The organism is Burkholderia cepacia complex sp. TUM26381, assembly GCF_057439935.1.
In genome coordinates this window covers 74193-97736 of the sequence record NZ_JBYATD010000004.1, presented here as the reverse complement: position 1 = coordinate 97736, position 23544 = coordinate 74193, and the positions used below count along the sequence as shown (strand labels likewise).

Annotated in this window: 23 protein-coding genes; 17 read left to right on the top strand and 6 right to left on the bottom strand. The window is 61.6% G+C overall.

Features of this window, described 5'->3' with window-relative positions; genetic code table 11:
- The first annotated feature begins 823 nt into the window (after window positions 1-823).
- Entirely contained in the window at window positions 824-2032 is a 1209-nt protein-coding gene (locus ACWMMN_RS37895) for a ParA family protein (RefSeq protein ID WP_060280506.1), read from the top strand.
- Window positions 2029-2997, top strand: coding sequence for a ParB/RepB/Spo0J family partition protein (locus tag ACWMMN_RS37890; RefSeq protein ID WP_486424518.1), 969 nt, complete (start codon window positions 2029-2031; stop codon window positions 2995-2997). The genes ACWMMN_RS37895 and ACWMMN_RS37890 overlap by 4 nt, the downstream gene beginning before the upstream one ends.
- 1032 nt (window positions 2998-4029) lie before the next feature.
- Here ACWMMN_RS37890 and ACWMMN_RS37885 read toward each other — a convergent pair.
- Window positions 4030-4449 (bottom strand): type II toxin-antitoxin system VapC family toxin, encoded by a 420-nt coding sequence (locus ACWMMN_RS37885; RefSeq protein ID WP_354006976.1) that lies wholly within the window; start codon window positions 4447-4449, stop codon window positions 4030-4032.
- Between the two features lie 63 nt (window positions 4450-4512).
- Complete coding sequence (locus ACWMMN_RS37880; RefSeq protein ID WP_486424517.1) at window positions 4513-4953, bottom strand: hypothetical protein; 441 nt, start codon at window positions 4951-4953, stop codon at window positions 4513-4515.
- Window positions 4954-5262: 309 nt separating this feature from the next.
- Between ACWMMN_RS37880 and ACWMMN_RS37875 the strand changes: the two genes are divergently transcribed.
- The 5 genes from ACWMMN_RS37875 to ACWMMN_RS37855 are packed head-to-tail and all read left to right on the top strand — an operon-like array spanning window position 5263 to window position 11095.
- Window positions 5263-6198, top strand: coding sequence for a S1 family peptidase (locus tag ACWMMN_RS37875; protein WP_486424516.1), 936 nt, complete (start codon window positions 5263-5265; stop codon window positions 6196-6198).
- Window positions 6195-7175 (top strand): DUF4238 domain-containing protein, encoded by a 981-nt coding sequence (locus tag ACWMMN_RS37870; protein ID WP_486424515.1) that lies wholly within the window; start codon window positions 6195-6197, stop codon window positions 7173-7175. Before ACWMMN_RS37875 ends, ACWMMN_RS37870 begins: the two co-directional genes overlap by 4 nt.
- Window positions 7176-7188: 13 nt before the next feature.
- Window positions 7189-8361: a PIN domain-containing protein gene (locus ACWMMN_RS37865; protein WP_486424514.1), complete on the top strand. Its 1173-nt coding sequence runs from the start codon at window positions 7189-7191 to the stop codon at window positions 8359-8361.
- 26 nt (window positions 8362-8387) lie between these two features.
- Window positions 8388-10712, top strand: a complete 2325-nt coding sequence (locus ACWMMN_RS37860) for a phage integrase family protein (RefSeq protein ID WP_486424513.1) — start codon at window positions 8388-8390, stop codon at window positions 10710-10712.
- Window positions 10713-10753: 41 nt separating this feature from the next.
- The gene (locus ACWMMN_RS37855; RefSeq protein WP_486424512.1) at window positions 10754-11095 is read left to right on the top strand and encodes a hypothetical protein; all 342 of its coding nucleotides are present in this window, start codon (window positions 10754-10756) and stop codon (window positions 11093-11095) included.
- 101 nt (window positions 11096-11196) lie between these two features.
- On the opposite strand, the gene ACWMMN_RS37850 is transcribed toward ACWMMN_RS37855, so the two are convergent.
- On the bottom strand, window positions 11197-12462 hold the full coding sequence (locus ACWMMN_RS37850) for a DUF5623 domain-containing protein (RefSeq protein ID WP_486424511.1): 1266 nt from the start codon (window positions 12460-12462) through the stop codon (window positions 11197-11199).
- Between the two features lie 570 nt (window positions 12463-13032).
- Between ACWMMN_RS37850 and ACWMMN_RS37845 the strand changes: the two genes are divergently transcribed.
- The 4 genes from ACWMMN_RS37845 to ACWMMN_RS37830 all read left to right on the top strand — a co-directional run bounded on the left by ACWMMN_RS37845 (window position 13033) and on the right by ACWMMN_RS37830 (window position 15939).
- The gene (locus ACWMMN_RS37845; RefSeq protein WP_486424510.1) at window positions 13033-14598 is read left to right on the top strand and encodes an integrase; all 1566 of its coding nucleotides are present in this window, start codon (window positions 13033-13035) and stop codon (window positions 14596-14598) included.
- 186 nt (window positions 14599-14784) lie between these two features.
- Window positions 14785-15141 (top strand): hypothetical protein, encoded by a 357-nt coding sequence (locus ACWMMN_RS37840; protein ID WP_486424509.1) that lies wholly within the window; start codon window positions 14785-14787, stop codon window positions 15139-15141.
- Window positions 15142-15423: 282 nt separating this feature from the next.
- Window positions 15424-15660 carry a hypothetical protein gene (locus tag ACWMMN_RS37835; protein WP_486424508.1) on the top strand — a complete coding sequence of 79 codons (237 nt, stop codon included), beginning with the start codon at window positions 15424-15426 and terminating at the stop codon, window positions 15658-15660.
- Between the two features lie 33 nt (window positions 15661-15693).
- Window positions 15694-15939, top strand: coding sequence for a hypothetical protein (locus ACWMMN_RS37830; RefSeq protein ID WP_486424507.1), 246 nt, complete (start codon window positions 15694-15696; stop codon window positions 15937-15939).
- Window positions 15940-16022: 83 nt separating this feature from the next.
- Here the strand turns inward: ACWMMN_RS37830 and ACWMMN_RS37825 are convergent, their stop codons facing one another.
- Genes ACWMMN_RS37825 through ACWMMN_RS37815 form a run of 3 tightly spaced genes read right to left on the bottom strand, consistent with a single transcriptional unit; the run spans window position 16023 to window position 18831 of the window.
- A complete protein-coding gene (locus ACWMMN_RS37825; protein ID WP_486424506.1) occupies window positions 16023-16490 on the bottom strand; it encodes a hypothetical protein in 468 nt (155 codons plus the stop codon).
- A 38-nt stretch (window positions 16491-16528) separates the two neighbouring features.
- On the bottom strand, window positions 16529-18031 hold the full coding sequence (locus ACWMMN_RS37820; protein WP_486424505.1) for a hypothetical protein: 1503 nt from the start codon (window positions 18029-18031) through the stop codon (window positions 16529-16531).
- Between the two features lie 50 nt (window positions 18032-18081).
- Complete coding sequence (locus tag ACWMMN_RS37815) at window positions 18082-18831, bottom strand: hypothetical protein (protein ID WP_486424504.1); 750 nt, start codon at window positions 18829-18831, stop codon at window positions 18082-18084.
- Window positions 18832-18971: 140 nt separating this feature from the next.
- Between ACWMMN_RS37815 and ACWMMN_RS37810 the strand changes: the two genes are divergently transcribed.
- The 6 genes from ACWMMN_RS37810 to istB all read left to right on the top strand — a co-directional run bounded on the left by ACWMMN_RS37810 (window position 18972) and on the right by istB (window position 23525).
- Window positions 18972-19370 carry a hypothetical protein gene (locus tag ACWMMN_RS37810; RefSeq protein ID WP_486424503.1) on the top strand — a complete coding sequence of 133 codons (399 nt, stop codon included), beginning with the start codon at window positions 18972-18974 and terminating at the stop codon, window positions 19368-19370.
- A 19-nt stretch (window positions 19371-19389) separates the two neighbouring features.
- On the top strand, window positions 19390-19830 hold the full coding sequence (locus ACWMMN_RS37805) for a hypothetical protein (RefSeq protein WP_486424502.1): 441 nt from the start codon (window positions 19390-19392) through the stop codon (window positions 19828-19830).
- Between the two features lie 48 nt (window positions 19831-19878).
- Entirely contained in the window at window positions 19879-20394 is a 516-nt protein-coding gene (locus tag ACWMMN_RS37800) for a hypothetical protein (RefSeq protein ID WP_486424501.1), read from the top strand.
- Between the two features lie 146 nt (window positions 20395-20540).
- Complete coding sequence (locus tag ACWMMN_RS37795; protein WP_486424500.1) at window positions 20541-21155, top strand: hypothetical protein; 615 nt, start codon at window positions 20541-20543, stop codon at window positions 21153-21155.
- 101 nt (window positions 21156-21256) lie between these two features.
- Window positions 21257-22735 (top strand): IS21 family transposase, encoded by a 1479-nt coding sequence (istA, locus tag ACWMMN_RS37790; protein WP_233621336.1) that lies wholly within the window; start codon window positions 21257-21259, stop codon window positions 22733-22735.
- Complete coding sequence (istB, locus tag ACWMMN_RS37785; protein ID WP_175223704.1) at window positions 22728-23525, top strand: IS21-like element helper ATPase IstB; 798 nt, start codon at window positions 22728-22730, stop codon at window positions 23523-23525. Before istA ends, istB begins: the two co-directional genes overlap by 8 nt.
- Window positions 23526-23544 lie beyond the last annotated feature (19 nt).

The window sequence follows — 23544 nt, the reverse complement described above, 5'->3', positions numbered from 1 at the left end:
GCGACCTCCGCTCCCGTTATGGATTTGTCATATCGATCCGTAAGGTACCGACCTCAAGGTGAACTGTCAACACAACCCACCTCACCTTGCGCCCGTGATGCACACAGATCACCTCACCTTTCGGCCCATTCACTTCACCTCTCAGCCAAAAGACCTCACCTTCGATGCCATTTTTCCTCACCTCTCCGGGGACAATCGCTCACCTTGCCGCTCAATCCACAGCGCCTTCGACACAAAATCCCTCACCTTTCTCCCGTAAGCGCATGATTTTAAAAGACTGTGCTCGGCCTGTTTGTGGTTTGTGGGTTTATCTTTTAAAAAACGAACCACCCACGTTTGTAAGAAAGCCTCGTCGCGAATACTCGACGCGCTTTGCCCAGGAGGAGTTCCGTATTTAATGGAGTACTGCTGTTGGCCCGGGACCTTAGGCTTCTAGCCCTTTATCACACTCCTTCCATGGTGAGGTGAAATGTGGGAGTTGCCTGAAGGCGCCTCGCCATTCTCGCTTCAGGGTTGAGCAAGGTGAGGCAATTTGTGAAGAATCGGCGGCTCGCTGAGCGGTTGAGTCCTGAATCTGAACACATTTCACCTCACCTTTAATGAGGATCGTTGGCGTGATGTACATGCCCGCCCGTGCTAAAGCCTTGATCCACCTGTATATGTGGTACGTAAACGTCGAAATGCGGATCCTCACACGATTGAAGTAGCTATTCCGGGGTGAGGCGGGTATTCTACGGTTCGTCGCTGGAATAATTAAAACCGTATAAATGTACGGCAAGCGTGGAAAAATCACCTCACCGTCGAATTTAAGAGGAACCGTCCAATGAAAATGAGCGAGTTGCCGGCCGTCGAGCGGCACGTGAAACTCTCCCAACTCGGGGAGTTCGCCAAGCGACTGTCCGTCATGACCGACGAGCTTCGCGATCAAATCTTAGCCCCGCGACCGCGTAAGACTGCGCCGGTCTTCACAATCGGTGAATTGACCGACATGTGCGGCATCGATCGTCAGAAGATTAATTACCTAGCAACAAAGGAAGGCGGCAGTTTGCCGCCGGGTGAAGCCCACGGCACGGGGCGGTCTCGAATTTTCACGCTTGCGGAGGCGCGCACCTGGGTGCAGCAGGTATCGAACGTCCACCAGACGGCGCTCGTTACTGGCCAAGGCCACCACCGCGGCCGCGTGTTGATCACGGCCAACTTCAAAGGGGGGTCGTGTAAGACGACAACCACGATGTGCATCGCGCAAGGCTTGAGCCTGCGTGGCCGACGCGTCCTGGTTATCGATCTGGATCCGCAAGCGTCCTTATCGGAGCTCTGTGGCCTCTATGCCGAGAAGGACGTGACATGGGAGGACACGGTGCTCCCGTTCATTTACGATCCGGCGATCGAAGGCGGCTTGGGCGCGAAGGTCCAGACCACGTATTGGGACGGCCTCGACGTGATCCCGTCCCACAACTATCTGCATGACGCCGAGTTCCATTTGCCGACGGCGCAGAAGGAAAATCCCGAATACGAATTTTGGTCGGTGTTGCGTCGGGGGATTGAACCGCTGCGCGCGCATTACGACTACATCATCCTCGACACCGCGCCGTCGCTGTCGTACATGACACTCAACGGTCTGATGGCAGCGGACGCGATGGTGATGCCGCTGGTTCCTGAGAGCCTTGACTTCATTTCGTCCGTATCCTTCTGGTCGCTGTTCTCCGAGGTTGCGGCCGGTTTCGTCGAGCACGAGGTCGACAAGACCTACGATTTCATCTCGGTGCTGCTTTCGAAAGTCGATTACGGCACCACGTCATCGGCGCCGGTAGTTCGGTCATGGGCACAGCGCGCGTACGGCGATTGGCTCGCAACGACGGAAATTCCAGCGAGTTCCGTGATGAGCAATGGTGCACTCGCGTTCTCGACAGTCTTTGATTTGTCGCGCTCTGACGGCGTTACGAAAACCTTGGCACGAGTGAAGCAACCATTGATGGATTACTGCAAGTGGATCGACGACCAATACGTGACGCAATGGAGGGCTGAAGCATGAGCAGCTTGCGTGAACGCATGATGAGCAAGACCGCGGACCTACGCCCCGCGAAAGACATCCCGCTCGAGCAGCAACCGGATAAGCCGGCGTCACCGCGCACGGCACCGGGTATGGCCGCTGCTCTCGCTACCGTGCAGAAGCGCGTACTGGAGCTCGAGAAAGGCAGCGGTTCGTCCGAGTTGCCGATCGCGGAAATTGTTCCGAACCCGTGGCAACCGCGACGCGTATTCAACGAAGCGAAACTAACTGAACTCGCAGAATCGATTCGAGAAGCTGGGCTAGTCCAGCCGATCGTTGTACGTCGAGCGGCATCCGGCTACCAGATTGTCGCCGGCGAGCGTCGCTGGCGTGCGCACAAGATGATCGGGAAGGACACGATCAAAGTTGTGATTGTCGACCTCTCCGACGAAGACATGGCGATGCTGGCCTTGGTCGAGAACGTGGTGCGCGACGGCCTTACGGACTACGAGGTTTCCCGCTCGATCCGCGAAACGGAGAAAGAGTTTCCGAACCGCAAGCGCATGGCTGAGGCACTCGGCATCTCGCGATCGGAGCTCTACCGCTATTTGGCCTTCGCTGATTTGCCCGGATTCGTCGTCAAGGACTTGGATATCCAACCGCGACTGCTCGGCGCCAATGCGGCGGAGCAAGTCGTTTCCGTGCTGCGCAACCGCGAAGACCGGGCATTCGAAATTACCCAAGAGTTGTGGTCGCAGGTAGTTGCCGGCGACCTCGATCAAACCAAGCTTGCGAAGACGATCAAGCACGCGATCGAGAGCGACGGCAAGGCCGGGGCCATGAGCGATCGAAATATCGAAAAGATTTTTGCTGGGAAAAACCAGGCGGGTTCGATTACCAAGGACGCGGGCGGATTCACGGTCAAGATTAAAGCGGGGATGCTCACTGCGGAGAAAGAAGAGCAAATCCGGGCCCTGATCGCGCAACTGTTCGCGCCGAACGAGTGATTCGTTCCTGATAGCACATCAAGCCCGCCGTGCGCGGGCTTTTTTGTTCGCCTGTCCGTGTCCCTACTAGGGACACGGACAGGCGACAGTCGTAAGCATCGCTGTCGCGAAGGGAAACCTTAATGCGGTGTCTCTATTAGGGACACTCACGGGCCGAGGGTGCTTGGATAGATGTAACGAAACTGCGAGATAGCGCGTGTCCCTAATAGGGACACGCGATCGGACCTCAACCTCCATGGCTTGGCTATGGCTGCCTGCTTCTCTCGTTCGCGCGCAGGTGAGCCCGAGAATGCCGGCCTCACCCGTCAGGCGCGCCAACATAGCTACGACATCAGACACGGCAAGCTCAGGAACAATCCTGGCAGATAGCGAATCTTCATACGCAGTTGACCAGTCAGAGCAATCCGACAGTCGGCGAACTTCATGCACCCAAGTACTTCCTCAAGACCTTCATCTAGCGTGCGGAATTGAACCTTGGTCGATCGCTCTACATCTGGTTTTGGCGACCCTATCCTCAACAAGCGAAATGGCTTCACTGTAGAAAGCAACCCTTTCATCCCAATGGCTTCCTTTCACGCATGTGCGAAAGACGAAGCTCGCGCGAAACCGGCGAAGGTATTCCGAGTCGACTGGTGCATCCTTGGAGAACCAGGCGACCGCGAAAGTTTCCTTCGCTAGCGCGTCCTGTTCGTCGACAAAGCCTAACCGTCGGTCTTCGCCATCCCGTCGGCCCTCTCCTTCCATGATGGAAAGTAGCGGGCACGAAAGCATGTTGCGGTAAGTCGATCGCGCGAAGGTTCTCGAGCGCAGCCAAGCTCCTCTTGTCAAAGTGCTCTTCGCCGCTGTTCGCTTTTTTGATAAGCGAGACGACATTGCAATCTAGAAGATGGAGGGTCTCGGTTGGGGCTGCTTCGGCGTTCATGGCGAGGGGGCTGCGAGGGCTTGGAGAACGTCAACATTCTTGACGCGGTGGTGACAATCCAGCTCAGCCATAGTTGACCCACAGCACCTCTCCGCCGGGACATTGTGTAGCTACTTGAGCCGCGGATCGAGGTTTTGGGCGCCGGGGCAGCGTGTCGCCCGCTGGTCGAACGTAAGCAACGGCACCCGGCTCGCGGCGCCGGCCTGACCGAAGTGCAGGCAGTCAGCGAAATCTCCGCCGTGTTCGCGATACAGGTGCAGTGCACGTTCGAGCGCGCCTTTCTCCTCAAAGCTCAGTTCCCGCGTTTCAAGCAGCGCCGTGAGCGCTGTCAAGATTTGCGGGCGCTCGAATCGGTAGCTTGACCGCAGCACCCATTCGAACCCGAGCATCACGGTCACAGGCTCGTAGAACGCTTCGGGTTGCACCGCCGAGGCCGAGAACAGTTCACATATGCATGCGACCTGGTTGAGGTCGTCATTGGTCGGCCACCGTACCAGAACCCGACCCCGGCCGCCTTTTTCATCAACCATTCAGTGCTGTAGAGAGATATATCGCGATACAGCATAGGCGGTAACCCGCTACCTGACGCCGCGCTATTCGCGCCGGCTGACGGTGCGGATCTCGCCGGCCGCATCTGCCGCCGCGGCCCTGAACCGCTGCCAGGCGAGCTCGAGCGCGGCCATCTGCTCCTCGGCGTCGGCCGCCAGCCGCTCCCGGTGATCCGTCAGCCAGGCGGAGAGCGCCTCGGGGTCGGCCCGGTCGTTCGCGCGGCGGCCGGGCGTGGCGAAGTGGCGGTGCAGGTCGTTGACCGACACCGCGTGGCCGAACAGCACGCGCATCAGCTGCCGCGTGGTGGTGATGGTCACGTCCGGCGGGGGTGGGGCGATCGCCTGCACGAACGCGATCACCGTGCGCGCCCGCGCGCGACGCTTGATGCCGCTCATCAGGCCGCGCAGGTGGCGGCTGCCGACGTCGGGGTGGTCGAGCATGGCCTGCACGGCGTCGTCGTGATCGGCCGGCGTGAAGAACGTCATGGTCCAACCGTGCTGTATGAAGATATATCTTTATACAGCACGGAGTTTCGGCCGTCGAGCCGAGCCAAGAAATGGCACATCTGATAACTTTTCTTATCAGGTGTGCCACTTTTGCTTGTCAGATTCCCGATTCTGCACGACACTCTCTCCTGACCCTTGACCGGCGCGGCCGAGCGGGGCGGGGCGGGCGAACGCCGCGAACCCGCCCGTCCGCGACGCCGGACGCGCGCCGTGTGGCCCGCTACGGTTTCCGTGGCGTCCCACACACCGCGATGGCCCCGACCAACGACCACCAACGGAGTACAGCCGATGGGCGAAGCACGGCAACGCGGTACCTATGCACAACGCGTCGAGCAAGCCCGCGCGCGGGCACAAGCGCAGGGGCCAGGCCAAGCGACTACCGCGCGGCACCGGGCCGCCGCGCTGGTCGGCGTCGCGGCCCCGGAGCTTTTCCAGGCGCGCTTTCAGGACGGGCGGCTCGCGGATCCGTCGAGCGCCGTGGTGCCGCTGTATCGACAGACCGGCGAGGCAGGCGCGATGGAAGTGATCGGCACGGGTTTTTTCGTCGCGCCGAGCACCCTCGTGACGGCCCGGCACGTTGCCGAATGCGCCCTTGCGCCCGATGACCAGGGGAACCCCGGTCTCTGGGCCTACCAATTCGGGACCAACGGCGAGTACCTTCCGCGTGCCGTCGTGCACGCCGCGCTGCACCCGACCACCGACATTGCGCTGTGCGTGCTGACCCACATGACCAATGACCGGACCGGTGTGGCTCTGTCCAACTCGGCTTTGCGGTTGAGCGCGCGCGACCCGGCGATCGACGAATACGTGTACACGTACGCTTATCCGGACACCGTGTTCACGCAGGAAGGCGAGCGCGGTCGGCTCGATCTGAATCCGCATTTCTACGATGGCCACATCGTCACGCACTATCCCGAGGGGCGCGATCGCGTCATGTTGCCGTTCCCGAGCTTCGAGACGTCCATTCACATTCACGGCGGGGCGAGCGGTGGACCGGTTTTCGACGCCGGCGGGGCGGTCGTCGGCATCAATGTGTCGAGCCTGCAGGAACCCGACACGGACTGCTCGTTCATCGCTAAGGTCCGCGACGCCTTTGATCTGCCGTTGCCGGTTGTATTCGTGGCGGGCCAGGTCGAGCAGTTGACGCTGCGAGAGTTGGCGAGCCGCGGATTCGCGCAGCTGGACACGGGTTCGACACCTGTACCCACTGGCGGTGCGCATTGAGCGACAGCGTCGGCGGCGAAGCCCGCAAACACCACTACGTGCCGCAGTGCTACTTGAAGGGGTTCACGCACGATCGGCGCAAGGACTCGCGGCTCTATGTCGTTGACGCCCGGCGACGGCGGCTTTTCTACACGACGCCGTCGAACATTGCGGCCGAACGCGACTTCAATCGCATCGACGGCGATGAGCCGAACGCGATCGAAGCCATTTATGCCGACTTCGAATCGAAAGCCGGCCCGGCCCTGGTTCGCACCGAAGCCCGCCGCGCCGTCGGCAGCGAAGCGGATCTTGACGTCCTGCTCGAGCTGATCGCGTTGTTCGCGGTGCGAAGCCCGCGGCAACGGGAGAACCTGCGTCAGTTTTACGAGCAGTCCGCGCGCGCGATGATGAAACAGATGGTGGCGACCAAACAGCGCTGGGAGGCCCAAGAGCAGAGCACGATCGAAGCGGGGGGCATGGAATCCTCCGATATCAGCTACGAGGCAATGAAGGCGTTTGTCGACGCAGGTGAATACCGCGTCGACGTGACGACGACTCGACACGTGGTGACCGAGCTCGAATTGCTGCCAACCGTCTACGATCTTCTGCAGCGTCGGACCTGGGTGGTGCTGCGTGCCGCTGCGGATTCCGGAGGCTTCGTGACCAGCGACAATCCGGCGACGCTCTGCTGGGACAACGAGGACATGGCGGGCGGCTTTTTTTCGCCCGGCTTCGGGTCGGCCGATACCTCAGTGGTCTGTCCGCTGTCGAAAACTCTCGCCCTTCGCGGCTGTTTCGACGGCCGCTCCGGCATCGTTGATCTACCCGCCGATCTCGTTGCTGCCGTCAACACGCGAACGATCGCGTTCGCGGATCGCCAGGTCTATGCCGAACATGATCAGTTCACGTTTGTCTCCCCCGATGGACGTTTGCTGAAGGGGCATGAATTGGTTTCTCTGCCACCTGCGGAGTCGCCCGATTCTGATCGTCATGAATAGCCAGGAGCCCACTATGGATCCCCGGATCGTCTCGCTGATCGCCGCGAACCAACTCGGCGCGATTGCGCTCGACACCTCGGTGGTTGACGCGCAACAGCGCAACCTCGAAGGCGGCTTGCTGCGGCGCGTCGAGCAGTTCCATCGCAGCGACCGTGTCCGCGTGCTGATGCCGGACGTGGTGCGACGCGAACTGCTGGCGCACCTGGCGCGCGATGCGACCGAGGCGAGGAGGGGATTCGCGCGCGCTGTGCGCATGGCCGCACGGGCGCAGGTGCTGTCCCGTGACGCGCTCGACCAGCTTCGAGTCATCGAGCCACAGTTGGTCGCGCCAGAGAGTGCGGCGGAGACGAGACTGGCCGGATGGCTGGCGCGTACTGGCACGGAGGTACTCGACGTCGCGGCTCGGGTCAACATGCGCACCTTGTTCGACCGGTACTTCGCGGCACAGGCGCCTTTCGCCGAGGCGGGCGAGAAAAAGCATGAGTTCCCCGATGCTGCCGCGCTGCTGGCGCTCGAGCACTGGGCCGACGAGCACGAAACGGCCGTGCTGGTGGTGTCGACCGATTCCGACTGGCAGCGATTCTGCGCGGCGCATCCGCGGTTGATTTGGACGCCCAATCTGAGCGGCGCCTTGGGTGCGTTTCAGGACGAAAGTGCGCAGTTTGCCGCACGGCGGCTCGCCGAGTCAGTGGTCGACGGCACGGCCCCGGCGCTCACGGAGGCGTTGCTTGTGGCGGGCCGGAATTTCGTGCCCCAGGTCACGTTGCTTGTGGACGCTCACTCTTCGGCATTCGACCTCACGTGGAGCCATCTCGCGCAGCTCGACGATATCCGTTGGAGCACGACGAACGGTGTGCTCGACGACTTCGAGGCGATCGATCACCGCGACGGCAAGGTAGTGGTGCGGATCGAGGGCACGCTGCTGACGAAGGTCGTGATGACGTTCACGTTTTCCGCTGGCACGGGCACCGGCGACGCGACCCTCCCGGTCGGCGACCGAACGATGGTGCTCGATATCGAGATACCGTGCGCGATCCTGGTCACGCTCGACGCTGGCACATCCCGGCATATCGTGTTCCACGACATTGAATTTTTGCCGACCGCCCATGCGATCCTCTTCGGCGAGATCGAGCCGGACTGGGATGCGTCGCGCGACGTGAGGGGATGGCATGACCCCATGGTGTGACATCGCAGCAGCCGGAGACCAGTGACGTGCGCACGACATCCACCCGTTCCCTGCTGCGTTTGACGCCCGCCCACTTCGCGCTGTACCGCGCGTATCTGGAGGGGCTCGACGAGCCGACGCTTCACGCGCACTACGGCGTGCCGGGCACGGACGTGCGCGTCACGCGCCGCACGCTGGCGACACTGCGCGACACGCTGACGATCGCCGCGCGGCGCGCGCGCGACATCGACGCCGCGCACCTGTTGCGGCTGAAACCCGGCAGCCTGCCGCGCGACGCGCACGCCGGGGGCGCCGAGGGTGGGGCGGTTGAAGTGCCGACGCTCGAGGTCTTCCGCGCCGAGGTGGATCCGGACGCGTTCTACAGCGAGCGCGAGCTGGTCGCGCTCTATGTCGAGACCTATCCGCCGGCGACGTCGCCCGCGCTCGATCGGAAGGTCGCCCGCAATCGCCGCCTGCGCGAGCGGCAGGACGCGGCACTCGCGCGCATGGAGGCGAGTCTCGTCGAGGCGCCGCAGCTGGAGCACGCGCTCGACGGCTGGTTCGACGCGCGCGTAGTCGCGCGGCTCGCGGCCGCCGGCGTCACGACCTTCGCCGAGTTGCTCGCGCTGATGCGCGCGCGACGCCAGCGCTGGTACCGCGCGGTGCCGCGGTTGGGCAAGGTCGGCGCGCAGCGCCTCACCGACTTCATCGCGCAGCACCCGGACACGCTGGGCTACCTGTCGCCGCTCGCGGTCACGCCGCGCCGGCAGCTGGCCGCCGGCCACCCGGTGCTGCAGCCGGTGCCGGGCGCGGGAACAGGGAAGGACGGCGACGTGGTGCCGCTCGAGGCGCTGCGTGTGCCGGCCGCACTCGACGGCTCGGCCGGGCTGAACCGCGCGCCGGTGCCCGCCCACCAGGCGGAGCTGAACACCGACCTGCAGGCGGTGCACGCGTGGATCGCGATCCGCGGCGCGCGCAGCGAGGCGACCCGCCGCGCGTACCGGCGCGAAGCCGAACGGCTGCTGTTGTGGGCGATCGTCGTGAAAGGCAAGCCGCTGTCGTCGCTGAACACGCCGGACTGCGCCGAGTACCTCGACGGTTTCCTGCGGGATCCGCAGCCCGCCGCGCGCTGGATCGGGCGCGGCCGCGTCGAGCGATTCGATCCGGCCTGGCGGCCGTTCGTCGGTCCGCTGTCGGAACGCAGCCGCGACATCGCGCGGCGGATCCTCAACGCGATGGGCGCGTGGCTGGTCGGCCAGCAGTACCTGCGCGTGAATCCGTTCGGCGGACTGCCTGCCGCGCCGTCGGTGCCGATCGACGCGACCGGCCGCACGCTCACCCGCGCGCAGTGGCAATACGTGCTCCAGACCGTACTGCGCCCGGTGTCAGCCTTTGACCGGTCGGGCGAACATGCGACGAATCAGGCGACGCATGCACGCGATGCGTTCCTGCTGCTGTTCGCCTACGCGACCGGGCTGCGTCGCGCCGAGCTCGCCGCGGCGACGATCGGCGCACTGTCGCGCACCGCGCTTGACGGCGCCCTGGACGACGCGTGGAGCCTGCGCGTGATGGGCAAAGGTCGCCGTGCGCGCACCGTGCCGATGCCACGTCGTCTGATCGACGCGCTGCGCGTGCAGCTGCGCAGCCGCCCGCTGCCCCTCGAGCTCGAGACGGCGCCGGCGGAGACCCCGCTGATCGCCCATCTCGTGACAGGCCAGGCGTTGCACCCGGACGGGGTCGGCTGGCTGTTCAAGGGGATTTTTGCGCGGGCCGCCGACCAACTGGCGATCGCCTACCCGAACGCGGCCGCGGATCTGCGCCGCGCGAGCACGCACTGGCTGCGCCACACCTTCGCGAATCACGGCCTGGACGCCGGCGCCGACATTCGCGACATGCAGGAGCTGCTCGGCCATGCGAGCCTGGGCACCACCACGCTCTACACCAAAGAGGACGCGGTGCGCCAGTTCCAGTCGGTCGAGACGTTTTTCAATGCGGCGCTCGACGGCGCGGATCCGTCGGCGGCCGCCCCCGCAATGTCGACGCCGGCCGCGGCAACCGGTAGCGCGTCCGCAACCCGCGAGGCGCAGCTGGTCGACGTGCATGTGACGCTGCGCATCGAACCGAAGCGCGCCGGCGGCCGCGGCCGGGCGCGGGTGCTCGAGCGCATCGAGCGCGAGGTGCTGGCCGGCGTGGCACGCACGCCGACCCGCGACGGGGTGACGGTGCTACAGGTGCCGTTCGACAACGACGACGGCTTCGATCGGCGCGTAGACGACCTGTTGGTTGCGATCGCGCTGACTGCCGAGCAGCACCGCTGCGCGTCGGAGAGCGACGCTTGGGCAGAGGTGGCAGGCGAGCGCTGGCGCTGGTGAATGTGAACCGGCGCAGCTGTGCGCCAGCAACGAGGAGCTCCATGAGCATCAGTTACGGGACGATCGCATTGGCAATCGCCGGCTTTGCTGCCGGCATGCGGAGCGCGTATTACTGGTACGCGTCGGCCGAGGTCGACCTGAAGCCGCCGCCAGTCGCGCCGTACGATCCCAACGATCCGCTAGCGTTCGAGCCACTCGAAATCGAACAAAAGCAACTCTGGGCGGACGTTCGTCAGACCGAGCGAACCGAGGCGAACTGGAATGCGCTCGTCGAGGCCAGTCGTGAGATGGGCAGGCTGAACAAGATCGCCGCCCGATGGACGGCCTTCGCGGTGCTGCTCGGTACGGGTAGCTCGCTGTGGTCGGCGCTGGGCGGTCCGTGAAAATCGAGAGTCTCAGCCCCGTGCAATGAAAGTTGTAACGGGCTTGCCGGTGTTGCTGTCTCGACGGGGCGGGGCACCGTTGAGGTGCCCCACTTGAGCCCTTAGTCTTGCTGGCGCGCCCCTGCTTTCATCAGTGCGGCCTCAATGCCGGCGAGCCGATCGAGCAGCGCTCGCCTCGGTCTGCAGTCCGAGTAGCCCTCACTCAGCAGTTCGCGAATGCGGCGAACGGCCTCAATCTGCCTACCCCGATCGACGATCGGTTCTTGGTGAGTACCGTAGTAGGCCGCACGAAATTGCTCGTCCGACATTTGGTCACCTGGATATTCCAGCTGTATCCAGTCATCCAGCGTCGTCCGGACAAACTCGATGGACCTACGTGGTCCGCCCGGGAAACCATGGTGGTCAAGGGCGTGCACGAGTGGCCCCACAGTCAGATGGATGTCGAGAGGCATCCGTCTTGCCGGCCGCCACCGAGACTCTATCCCGCCCACGCTCGATCCGTACGGCAGCGCGCCGTTACGTTCCACGCCTCGCGGCGCGGGCATCGGCCGTGGCCGTCTATTCTTGCCCGTAGCCTGCCTGCCCGGACTGTCGAACTGGGACCAGTAGCCGGCCGACTCTCCGTCCCATTCACGTTCCTTTCCGCGTCCACCGAGCTGAGCGAGTTGCGTCGACAAGCTCTCAAGTAGCGTCCGATTGGCACAGAAAACGTGCGGAATCGTCGTCGGGTTGTGAAGACCTTCCCACTCCGGCGTCGCCATGTGTATTCCCTGATCTGCGACCCAGGTTCGGCGCTCCTCGGAGTTAATGTGCGAATAAGGCTCATCGATAAACACCCACGCGCCCGTCTTGCTGTCGATCCACCGAGAAGGGTGGTCGAACCCGGGCAGGTCATCGAACATGCGCATGGGGCGTCTCTGCTGCAGCGTTGTAGCCGGGCGCAAACCGGTCGCAGCCATAAAGCGCAGTGTCCGCGCAGCAGCGAGCAGTTCATCGCGAGCGAGTTGCTGCTTGCTGACGTCCGTCCTCAACTCGAGGTGATCCGCCGATTCGAGGAAAAACCATCCAAGGTTTTTCGCGGTCCGCAGCTGATGACTTGCGATGACATCGACCAGCGGCTTGGGCAGCCTGATCGTGAGGGTCTCACGGCCGGCACCATCGGCGTTTGCCCAATACGCACTCAGGTATGCCGCATGGGTCGTTGAATGCGCGATCCGGTTCTGCGCATGACGCAGATTCTGGCACCCCGCTTCGCGGGACGCTTCGTCGAGAGCCAGATGATGGGGGATTCCGCGATCGCGCTTGATGGCTTTCGCGAGGCGCTTGATGCCGTCCAGGGTGGACGGCCGTGCATTGATGCTCGGCATGACGGTTCTCCGGCCCTGTGTGCAGCGTTACCCGTCCACCGCTGCGTTCCAGGGCCAAAGAAGGCCATGGAATTGGGGTCACCGCGACAGTGCCGTTACCAGCTTTGCGAAGACGGGTTGCGAGCGCCTGCCTAGCGCTCGTCGACATGATAACCCGTCTGGGTCCGCCCTACCACTGCGGGTATTTCCGCTCTTCCAGCGCGTCGGCGCGAGCGGGCGAGTCCGGCCGTTGCATGCGGCACAGTCGACCAAAATCCCGTGGCAGCGTGTGAAAACGTCCGCTTCCTGGGTGCGGGCCGACTTTGCGGACGTGACGAGAATATGGCCGCGTCACGTAAAGGGGGGCGATGAGGTCGAGGCGGCCCGTATAATTTGATGGTAGCCAGCCGCGATGCCTGACAGTAGCGAGCGTCGGCACGCATAAAAAAGCCCCGCTCTAGGCGGGGCTTCGAACAACTGGGGGCTTGAGCCTTTCGGATTAGGCAGTCGAAACTGTTGGCACCAATCGGGTCGCGCCCCACTAGACTGTAGACCAGCACTGCTACTGGCCGAACGCACACACTAGTCGAAATGTTCAATCTTGTCAACCAGCCCGAACGAATCGCCTTGGCACGGCTCGCTGAATTTTTCTCTGATCGCAAGCATTGGTATCGCTCGCTCTGGGGTATCGGCACCACGCTGTCGATGGAGGAGTTGTTCGAATCCTGTTCCGTGATGCGGCAGGGACATTTGAGCGAGCCCGCAGTCAAGCGCATCGCTTCATCGTTACAAAGGCGGGTTGGCGGGCACCCTGCATTCACCAGGGAAGAGAAAGCCTTCCTGCGCGAACAGGTGCAACAGGTGCCGCGTGCTGAGGGCGTTGCGCATTATGCGATCCGTGAGTTTTCCGAGCGCGTCTCGCGCGACTATCTCACGCGGTGGGCAGCAGCGGTCCAACGAGGCGATTTTCGCGCGGAGCACTTCGCGCGGCACGTTGGCGCCCATCTGCTCGACAGCGGATTTTCCGGCCAGTATCTGCGCGCTTTGATCACTTCCACACAGGAATCGCCTGAGGCCGTGACCCTGGCAGAGTTTTGCGAACAGCTGCAGGGCGAGGTGCGGACAGCCGTTCCGCGGCAGTTTGAGGTGATGCTTGCGTTCAGGACTGCCCCTTGGGTTCGTCGCGGACTCCCCGACATTTGGTTGACCGGCGCTGCGATTACGGGATGGTTGTCGGCAAACGGATTCGACACCACGGGGGTTCGAGCGGCGGCGGCCATGATCATTACCGTGCGTGCGCGCGACGAGATTGGAGCTGCAGAGGCCGCTCGCAATGAAGCCGAGCGCTATTCAGCGCGGGCGCTTCTTGGGACCGGCCAACCGCTCGCATACCTTCCCAACCTGTGGGTCCGTGGCAGCGCGGACGCAGCCCCAATGACTGCCAGTGCCCGGGGCGTTGCGGTAAGAGAGCTGTTTCGCGAGGACCGGGTATTTGCAACAGACGTTAGCCAGGACGTGGATGCGGCACTAGAGCTACTGGCCCACTTGGAGGGAAGTTCGCCGCCGGCTGCGGTTGCGGGCGGATGGGGCGCAATAGAGGGCTTACTCGCGGATCCGAGTGACCGCTCTTCTGCAGCTGACAACTTGGCCACACTGGTAACTTGCTCGTTCCCCCGTGCGGAACTAACCGCATTGTCGCATCGCGTCGAGCGCATCATGCCGGCCGAATTTGCCGAGCTTGCGGGTGTGGACGTCAATCGAGAGCGTTGCCGAATTCTGGCTGCCATGATTCTCGAGAATCGTATCCCGGTGCTGACGAACGTCGCGGACCAGGCCGCCGTTGCACGGATCCGAAAATTGCTTGCCGATCCTCGTCTTGAACTTCAGACGATCAAAGACATGATCGGTGACTCTTTCCACCGGCTCTACCGCCAGCGAAATTTGATACTGCACGGTGGGCGACTCGATAGCGTTGCGCTTACCGCCAGCCTTCGCACCGTGGCAAAGCTCGCCGGTGCCGGGATGGACAGGATTACTCACGGTCATTACGTGCAACGTCTTCGACCGCTCGAACTCGTCGCGAAAGCCAATATGGCATTGGCATTGGTTGGGCGGGATGATCCTCTGGGATGTGTCGACTTGCTCGAAGTGGACTGACCAGCAACCGCTACACTAGAGACGCCGTGCCAGGACGACGGGTGATTGTACTGTGCTGGACGGCTGTCTGACGCCGCGTCGCCAGTGCGATGATCAGTAACCCCTATGCGGTACCGTGGAACAGATCGCCGAGTTGAACCAACAGGTTCACGCGTGCATTAAGGAAAAATAGGAACGTTGAATCACATGATGAAAGTTCGTACCATTTCTGTCGAAGCCGCAAGCGCCCAGCGCGCGGGGGGCCTCATTTCGGACTTCATGCTTCAACGCATCACCGGCGGCTGGTGTGTGTTGCTCATCGAGACGGGGCGTACGGATTCACTGGTTGCCGTGCAGCGGAAAGATGTCCAGGCAACGGATGAAAACGCGGCAACGTTTCCGACCTCGGATGAGGCGTTGGCGGTCATCTTTCAGATCGGCTTCGACATCGCGCGCAATGCGATCGGTATGTGGCGCCCGGAGCCGAAGCATATGGAGCGCCTTCAGAGTAAAACGATGGACGTGTTGAAAAGTGTCGTAGATGCACCGAAGAACGCCACATGACGACTCGCTGAGCAGGAGCGCTTGATGCGAAACTTTGTAATCGTGCTTTTGCTGATTGTGACGCTCGTATTGGGTCGAGCTTTAGTGCAGGTCGAAAACGCGCGGTACGCCCTTTGGCTCGGAATGTGCCCGAACATGCGACAGATAACTGCGGCGATCGGGGACAACAGTTCGGGCCCTGACGCACTGAACTGTACGACGACGATTCAAACCCGCACCGGATGGTGGTGGCACCTTTACTATGCAGTGACCGAAAACGGCTGAAATATCGAGGACGATGGGATGCGCAGACTCGCGGAGATTGCAGTCGAGGTGAGAAAAGACTGGCACCCCATCAACAACGGAGGCGCCGCGTCCGCCCTCGATGCGATGGCAACGATGGGCCTGGTCACGGAACCCTATGGCTTCGACCAGAATGGTTATGGCGTGATTGGCCAATTTCTATCGAACGCTACAGGATGGCGCGGCCCGGTAGCGCGACGCATCAAAGCGGAATTGCGCGCCATGTGTGCGCGATAGGATACGAGAGCGAAGCAGCAGCCGGAGGTCGCGATGAAACGGGTGAATCGGTTCGCGGAGTACGAGGGCTGGACGATCGAGGCGTCACCGATCATTTTGGCGAATCAGCGGCTCTTCGTCTCGGGTGTGATCGTCTCACGTGGTGACGAGCGGTTCATTTTCACCGATCTTGGCAATCGCGTTTATCGAGCCCAAGCCTACGAACGCGGGATCGAATGGGCAAAGCAGTGGATCGACAACAACTACCGATACCGCACACCTCAGTCTCCGAATGAATAGCGGAATTAGCGTTGGGGGGATGTGGCCGGAGCACGGCGGTGCCGCGGCTTGAAAAGGATCTTGCGGCGCCCGACTCACCGGCCCTATCTGGCCACGTTGGGCCACGCCTCGAGTACCTTAAATTCCTTCGGCGAGGCAACCGGATTCAGTAGCAATCCAAAGAAGCCGGCGAAATCGTCGGGATGCTGTAGGAAACGTGCAGCGGGCTCAAGGCTCCTGAGTGTGACATCGATCAGCTGGCCGGCGGCCGTGCGCACGACGGAGTGCGCTACAAACACGTGCATGAGCCCCTCGGGAAGCGAATCCTGGCGTTGGCAGAGCCATCCGCGAAGAACCGCGTCACCGGGATGAGCGGACACCCAGGCGTCCGCGTTGTCGTGGCATTCAGCAACCACCGGCTGCCAATCGGTCAGTTCGTCGGCTCGCGGTACCGCAAAATTCGCTGGCTCGTTGCGTAGCTCCGTGAGCAAACGTGCCGCCAGCTGGGTGAGAGAATCCGTCGTCGGCCACGTACCGAGAATGTTGGTACCCATGTAATCTTCCATCGTCATATGACTTCACCACGGCACACGGCTTCGCGAGCCATCGCTCAACGTCCATTGCAGGGTAGCTGGGCAAGAACGTGCGGGATATGAGCAAAGATTTTTTGCCATGTTTCCTGCAGCAACGGCCGATACGTGATTTCCGTGTCTGGAAATCCGATCGGCGCGAAGCCGCTTAGTTGGAAATGACGATGCGCGCTCAGTGCGCAAGCGTCACAGAACTGCCGGATGCCCAACTGCGCGACAGCCTGTCCAGCCTTCTCGAACTCTGCGACCGAGGTCACGAAAAAGGGCATTGTTTCGACCAGGTTCGGAGCCAACCCGACATTGGCGAGCCGCCGCCGCACGCTTGCGATCAGCTGGTCGACGACGTGCTGCGCAAAGAGGTACCAGTCCTCGTACGTCACCACGATCGGATAGATTGGCAACCCATTCGGCGACCAATTGGTGAGGCCATTGATGGCGTCGTCGATGTTCCGGTAGTGTTGGACCACTGCACGTGCCAGTTCGTCGATTGAGGCCTCGAGCGCGTCACCATCGGTGATTTGCTTCGCTTCACGAGTCATCCGTCGAGCCTTGCACTCCAAGAACAGGTTGCCGGTCGAGTCACTCACGATCCAGTCAACACCATGCTTTTGCTGCTTGTTGACTGTGTAGACCTGCTCTGGATGAGTGACAAACGTCTTGGGATTGAAGATCTCCTTGAGCACCACCCCGACGTACCGCTCAAAGGCTTTGCCATACAGATCCCCGAAATGTTTGTCCGTGTTGAGCAGATCGTAGAACAGTCCTTCCGTGACCCGGCGTAGCAGAAGATCGGGTAATGGGCAGCACAGGCCCGGCGTTCCATTGACGTCGAGACGAATCAACGGATACTTTTCCAGCGCGTTCCAAGTATAGGCCCACGTCTCGTCGTAACTTGCCAAGGTGCGCAGCTCGTCGCGAGTTTGTTCCAAAGTGACGGCGATTCGCCGAAGCAGGGCGTCGCGCATCGGGGCGGGCACACCGAACTCGCCGTAATCCTGAGCCGGACCGGTGTAAGGTGAACGATGTGCGGCGCCCCCTAGGATCAAAGCCAACGTGTACAGAACATGCACCGGAGCGCCCATCGCCCGTTCGAAGATCGGCGCGATCGCTGGTGAACCATAGATGTGATGCGCGCGGAAAATGGCTGCCCCGTAATCGGTCTGCTGCCAGCGCGCCTGCTGATGAATCCGCGGATGAAGCGCTTCCATTGCAGTGCGCTCCGAGTTGACGGTGTGCGCGGTAATTTGATTGTCGATGCGCCGAATGTGATCCACAAAGCCGAGCAGGCCGTCGACACTGGACAAGCCGTCTTCGGTGCCTTCGGCTTGCAGAACGATTTCTCTGCATAGCAGGTGAAGCTCCCAGACGTAGATCTCGAACCACTTTCCTCCGCGCACCCAAAGCTTTGCACTGCCCGACACGTCCGCAAGGCGCTGATACCCCCAGATGCGCTCGAGTGAAGGCCGAAGCGCGAGTCTCTTGAGCTGGTTGCGGAACGGTTTATACAGGTCATAGACGTCCAACTTTTTCTCCGGGATGCAGCAATGGCCTGATGATGCAGATCGCTCCGGCGCTACAGGGCAAGGCCGGAGTAAGGACTCGGCTCTTTGAACATGTCTTCCCACGCGTTCTCCCACTCAAGTCGCAAGTGTTGATGCCCCTGCTGAGCTAGATTCATCCAGACGGAATGGCCAATGGCACGTATCGCTGGATCATCGCCGGGGATCACTGCAGGTAGTCCAAGACACTGCCTGTAATTGCTTTCTTGCCAGATGCACAACGAGATATAACAAGGGCGTAACCAGTCCTTCGTCTTGTCGGTGTGGAAGTCCTGCAGCACGATTCTGGCAATGTTGTAGGCATTCACATAGAGATTCATGACCCAATATCGAAACAGTACCGCGTCCCACATGTCGTCCGACGACGTGACTGGGCTGTCTAGACCGTAAAAGAATTCACGTAGGCCCTTGTCCAACTCCTTAAGCGTCGGAATGTGAGGGCGCAATTCACCGGAGAGGCCTACGAACGGTGTCGGTGGCTGCATGATAAGAACATCAAATTGCGCCGACAGAATCATGAACTCGAGCAGCCGCATTCTCACGGCCAGGGCCGGATTCGGTTGTGAAAGCTGCCTGTCTATATCTGCGAGGCACTCCGTCACGAGGCGTTCCTTTCCCGCTTCGCTAAAATGCTTCCCAAGACCTTGCGATTTGTCGTTCAACACATCTCGCAAGTGTGGAAGCACCTTACCGAGCACTGGATGCCCGGCAATAGTTTTAGCGAGCTGTCTAGCCTTCCAACCTTCGGCAATTCGTTTAAACATTCTGTTCCCCGGTAGCAAGTCCGTCAGGTTGCCGTAGCGAGTTCGCGCGGAAGCCGGATCATTCTACTTTGGAACATGTCGTTCACTTGAACGGTTAAACTAACTCAAACGGGCGAGAGGCTAAACGTTAGGGGATCCGCATGGCACCAGTGGATGAGCTGGACTGGCAGAAATTGCCCGGACAGGTTCAACAGGCGTTGTCGGCAGGTTGGAACGCGGGCTCGATGCCTGCCGAGGCCTCGGCGCTATACAGTCCATGGTGGCAGCTGGAAACGTGGCTGCAGTCCCTGGTCTCTGTGGAGCTGCGCAGCGCGAAGGGCTCGCCGTGGGCTGAAGGGTCGCCACGCAACTCTGCGGGTCGGCAGCAGAAGGACGAAGCCTATCGCTACATGCAATCGCCTGACGCGCAGGACCAGCTCGCGTACTTTGACGCGGCGCCGCTGCTAGCGCTGGAGCAGAACCTGATCGAACCGGCTGAGTTTTCCGCCGCGGGTGCGAAAGTGATCGCGCGTCACGCGACCTTGCCGAACAATTCCTAGTCTAGAACGAGGGTGAAGCGTGCCAACCCAAACCTACCATCGCATTGAACTTGCGCTCGAACAACTCGATACGGCGCTCATGCTGTTTCTCGAGCACCGCACCTTTCCGGCAGTGATCACGCTCGCGGCTGCAGCCGAGGAGGTGTTAGGCAAAGAGGTGAACCGATGCGGCTGGCAGGTCGCACTCGATCGCCGGCTCAACCAGGTTGCGCCGGTGGATCGTAAAGCAGCAATTGTCGAAGCGAATCGCGTGCGGAATGCGCTCAAGCACTTTAGTGACCACGAGCGAGGTGAATTCACCGCCGATCTGGAAGAGACCGCGCGTTGGATGCTTGAACGCGCTTGCGAGAACGCGCATCAACTGGCGCTCGATGTCCCGCGCTCAGGGGCGTTTGGCGAGTGGTATCACCAGACGCTCGTCGAGCGCCACGCGGCGCAGCAAGCAACAGGGCCGACATAACATCGTCGAAGACGAAACGGGGCGAGCGTGGAAACTGGATCGAACGCAATGGTCGATTCCCGGGCAAGGCATGCTGAATACTCGGTTTTGCGGGAGCGGATTGTCGAGCACATCTTCGTCGGCGAGGCCATGCGGCGCCTCTGGCAGCTAGGTTTCCTGGACGTCGAGATTCTGCGTGCGGAGTTCGATTCGAGCGGCTATGACCTCGTCATGTGCTGCGGTAGCGTGATGCGCCACGTCCAGTTCAAGGTGTCGTTGGTGGATGGCTCGCGAGGACAGGTGACCATCAACCAGCGTTTGGCCCACGCGCCGAGCGGGTGTGTGGTTTGGCTGGGCGTCACGGAAGATCTGGAGATCATGGAGTACCGGTGGTACGGCGCCGAACCGGGGCGGCCGCTGCCGGACCTCACCGGTCGCACGCTGGCCCGCCATACACGTGGTAATGCACAGGGCATGAAAGCAGAACGATCGAATCAGCGGGTCCTCACGAAAGGCGCCTTCAAGCGGCTCGGGAGTCTGGACGAGACGCTCGAACGTCTCTTTTCGATCGAACGGTCCAAATAGGAAAGCCCGTCGGTGTGCTTGCCGACCTTGAACTGTGACCAGATCACCGCCCGTGCCTGCGAAAGGAGTCAATCGGATGGCCGACCAGCTACTCATGATGTTGCAGTCCGTGACGGCAGAACAGTTCAACATAGGAAAGAGAGAATATGCCAAAGGATAAAGAACACAAAGGGCAATCAAACCACGAGCTTTATGGCGTTTTTCTTCATGGCAAGTGGGTCTCTCATTCCCCTGTTTTTACGGAAAAGCAGGCCGCCGAAAGTTGGTTGACGAAGCGAAAGCAGCCAGATGGCTACAAGGGGGCGGTGGTCAAAGGATTGAGAGCGGAAGCAAGCGAACTGCGCATAAAAGCAGGGAAAGTGTTAGTGGATGCGAAACGGGAATCGGACCGCTTACTTGAGGAAGTGCCTCCCAGCGACGGGCTATATCACTTGTTTATTAAGGGTAAGCTGGTTGAGGACGCGCCTGCTTTCACCGAGAAGCGGACCGCCGAGATTTGGTTGTTGCTGCAAAAGCCACAGGACTACAAGGGCGCGGCGTTCAAAAGCCTAAAATCGGACGCGAAGCAACAGCGCAACCGAGCTGCGCGAGCATTGGTGGCCGCCGAGCGGGAGTCGGTCCATTTACTTGCAGTTGCGAAACAGCTTGATGCAGTGCCAGTACCGCTGCCGGGAACCAATTTTGTCGGTGTCGAGTTGGTACGGCCGAAAGCAGGCAAGGGTGTTGATGTCCACGCAGAACTGACCCACCTGAGGCAGTAATTTTCATCGAATTTTGACCCACGTGATTGAATGCCCTGCTCAATCTTTGAGCAGGGGATACAGAGGTGATCACGGTGGGCATATTGGCCAAGATCAGGCGGATGTATTTCCGCGAGAAGGTCCCGCTGCGCGAGATTGCTAGGCGCACGGGCCTGTCCCGGAACACGGTGCGCAGCTGGCTTCGGCAAACGGATGCCGTTGAGCCGAAGTACCCGAAGCGCGTCAGCCCGAGCGTCGTCGACGAGTGGGCCGCGCAGCTGACGGGCTGGCTGCGGGCGGACAGCCATCGCCCGAAGCGTGACCGGCGCACGGCGCGGTTCATGTTCGAGGCCATCCGCGGCGAGGGCTACGCCGGCAGCTACGGCCGCGTCAGCGCCTTCGTGAGACGCTGGCACGAGGAGCAGGCTGAAGCCCCGCGCAGGAAGGCCTATGTACCGTTGGCCTTCGAACCCGGCGAAGCATTCCAGTTTGACTGGAGCTGCGAATACGCCTTCATCGGCGGGTTGCGGCGACGCCTGGAGGTCGCCCACGTCAAGCTCAATGCCAGCCGGGCGTTCTGGCTGGTCGCCTATCCGACCCAGAGTCACGAGATGCTGTTCGATGCGCACGCCCGCGCATTCGCCGCGTTTGGCGGCGTTCCGCGCCGCGGCATCTACGACAACATGAAGACCGCCGTGGACAAGGTCGGCCGCGGCAAGGAGCGCGCGGTCAACGCCCGCTTCGAGGCAATGTGCGGCCATTACCTGTTCGAGCCGGAATTCTGCAACCGTGCCGCCGGCTGGGAGAAGGGCATCGTTGAGAAGAACGTGCAGGACCGGCGCCGCCAGATCTGGCACGAGGCCGCGCTACGACGCTGGGAAACGCTGGAGCTTCTGAACGAATGGGTCGCGGGCCAGTGTCGTCAGGCCTGGCAGATGCGGCACCCGCAGTGGCCCGAGCTGACGGTCGAGGACGTGCTGCAGGACGAGCGCACCAGGCTGATGCCCAATCCACGCCCGTTCGACGGCTATGTCGAGCAGACGCTGCGGGTGTCGTCGACCAGCCTCATCCACTTCCAGCGCAACCGCTACAGCGTGCCCACCGAGTACACGAACCAGCTGGTGAGCGTGCGCTGCTATCCGGCATATCTCAGCGTCGTCGCCGACGCCCAGGAGATCGCACGCCACGAACGCAGCTTCGAGCGGCACATGACCTTCTACGACTGGCGCCATTACATCACGCTGGTCGAACGCAAACCCGGCGCGTTGCGCAACGGTGCTCCGTTCGTCACGATGCCACAGCCGCTGCAGCAGTTGCAGCGGCACCTACTGAAGCACCCGGGAGGTGATCGCATCATGACGCAGGTGCTCGCCGCGGTGCGCGAACACGGACTCGATGCCGTGCTGCTTGCTGTGCAGGCAGCGCTGGACTCGGGACGCCCTAGTGGGGAGCACGTTCTGAACGTGCTGAGCCGGTTGAAGGCACCCACCACGAGCACCAACCTCGCGACGACGAAACTCCAGCTTACCGAAGAGCCGGCCGCCGACGTGAGCCGCTACGAAACCCTGCGTGCCAACCCACCGGAGGACCGTCATGTCTAACGACATCGCCGCCCAGCTCAAGGGGCTCAAACTGCATGGCATGGCGAGCACCTGGCCAGAGTTGCTGGCGCAGTCGCGTCACACGGAGTTCGACCCGGAGCGCTTCATGAAGCAGTTGCTGATGGCTGAGACGGCGGAGCGACAGGTGCGCTCGATCGCCTATCAGATGACCGCCGCTCGCTTCCCAGCTCACCGCGACCTGAAGGGCTTCGACTTCGCGCAGGCGCACGTCGACGAAGCGCTGGTTCGAGAACTCAGTGACCTGTCGTTCCTCGCAAGCGCACACAACGTCGTGTTCATCGGTGGCCCCGGCACTGGCAAAACGCACCTCGCCTCAGCGATCGGAATTGAGGCCGTGCAGCGCCATGGCAAGCGCGTGCGCTACTTCTCGACCGTCGAGCTGACCAACGCACTGGAGCAGGAGAAGTCCATCGGCAAACAAGGCCAGATCGCCCATAAGCTAATGTACGTCGACCTGGTGATCCTCGACGAACTGGGCTACCTGCCGTTCAGCCAGACCGGTGGCGCATTGCTGTTCCACTTGCTCTCGAAGCTGTATGAACACACGAGTGTCGCGATCACCACCAACCTCAGCTTCGGTGAGTGGGCGACCGTGTTCGGGGACGCAAAGATGACGACGGCGCTGCTGGACCGCGTCACCCATCACTGCCACATCGTCGAAACGGGCAATGAATCCTGGCGCTTCAAGTCCAGTTCTGCCAAGGCGAAGGCAACCAGAAAAAGAGCAGCAAAAGCAGCAGGCAGTGAGGAGTTATCCACACCGGAATAGATGTACTACGCTGTCTCGG